Source organism: Bradyrhizobium sp. SHOUNA76 (assembly GCF_023006445.1).
Taxonomy (GTDB): domain Bacteria; phylum Pseudomonadota; class Alphaproteobacteria; order Rhizobiales; family Xanthobacteraceae; genus Bradyrhizobium.
Window position 1 is genome coordinate 1 of the sequence record NZ_JALBHA010000855.1, and the last position, 1495, is coordinate 1495.

The window sequence follows — 1495 nt, forward strand, 5'->3', positions numbered from 1 at the left end:
GGTGGTGACGTCGGCCTGCCGCATCAGGCTTTCCCCGACCAGGAAGGTCGACATGCCGACGCGCTCGAGCCGGGCGAGATCGGCAGGCGTGAAGATGCCGCTCTCGCCGACCATCAGCCGCCCCTCGGGGATCAGCGGTGCCAAGGCCTCGCTGGTCGCGAGCGTGGTTTCGAAGGTGCGGAGATTGCGGTTGTTGACCCCGATCATCGGCGAACGAAGTTTCAGCGCCCGGTCGAGCTCGGCGCGGTCGTGGATCTCGATCAGCACGTCCATGCCGTAAGCAGTCGCGGCATCTTCGAGATCCCGGGCGGTGGCATCGTCGAGCGCCGCCATGATGATCAGGATGCAGTCGGCGCCGTGCGCGCGGGCCTCGACCACCTGATAGGTGTCGAACATGAAATCCTTGCGCAGCACCGGCAGCGACGTCGCCGCGCGCGCCGCCACCATGAAGTCGAGATGGCCCTGGAACGAGGGCGTGTCGGTCAGCACCGACAGGCAGGCCGCGCCGCCCGCCTCATAGGCCTTGGCGAGCTGGGGCGGGTCGAAATCGGCGCGGATCAGCCCCTTCGACGGTGAGGCCTTCTTCACCTCCGCGATCAGCGCGTAGTCGCCATTGGCGTGCTTGGCCTTGATCGCGCGCACGAAGCCGCGCGGCGCGGCTTGCGCCTTGGCCTTCGCTTCAATCGCCGACAGCGGCTGCGCGCGCTTGGCCGCGGCGATCTCTTCGCGCTTGTAGGTTTCGATCTTGGTCAGGATGTCCGACATGTCAGGCTCAGCCGTTCGAGACCGCGATCAGGTGCTTCAGCTTCGCGTTGGCCGCGCCGCTATCGATCGACTTCGTTCCGATTGCGACGCCTTCCTTGAGGTCCTTGGCGCGACCGGCCACGACCAGCGCGGCGGCGGCGTTCATCAGGGCGACGTCGCGGTAGGGGCTCGGCTTGCCGTCGAGCACACTTTGCAGTGCGACCGCATTGGCGTCGGCGTCACCGCCCTTGAGCGCACCGGCCTCGCAGCGCGGCAGGCCGGCGTCCTCGGGCGTCACCTCGAAATTCCGGATCTCGCCATTGTGGAGTGCGGAGACGAAGGTCGGGCCGGTGAGGGTGATCTCGTCGAGGCCATCGGAGCCGTGCACCACCCAGGCGGATTCGGAGCCGAGGTTCTTGAGCACCTGCGCCAGCGGCTGCACCCATTGCCGCGAGAATACGCCGACCATCTGCCGTTTGACGCCGGCTGGGTTGGACAGGGGACCGAGCAGATTGAAGATCGTGCGTGTTGCAAGCTCGACCCGGGTCGGACCGACGTTCTTCATGGCGGGATGGTGGGCGGGGGCGAACATGAAGCCGATGCCGCATTCGCGCACACAGTGTCCGACCTGCTCGGGCCTGAGGTCGATCTTGACGCCGAGCGAGGCGAGCACGTCGGCCGCGCCCGAGCGCGACGACAGCGCGCGGTTGCCATGCTTGGCCACCGGCAGGCCGGCGCCCGAGACGATGAA

2 protein-coding genes are annotated in these 1495 nt (G+C 67.5%); both read right to left on the bottom strand.

Translation table 11 applies throughout. From position 1 onward, the window contains the following. Positions 1–765 (bottom strand): indole-3-glycerol phosphate synthase TrpC (gene trpC, locus MOV74_RS37925; protein WP_246932605.1); only part of this gene is annotated, 765 nt, incomplete at its 3' end. Positions 766–772: 7 nt separating this feature from the next. After that, positions 773–1495 (bottom strand): anthranilate phosphoribosyltransferase (trpD, locus tag MOV74_RS37930; protein ID WP_246932607.1); only part of this gene is annotated, 723 nt, incomplete at its 5' end.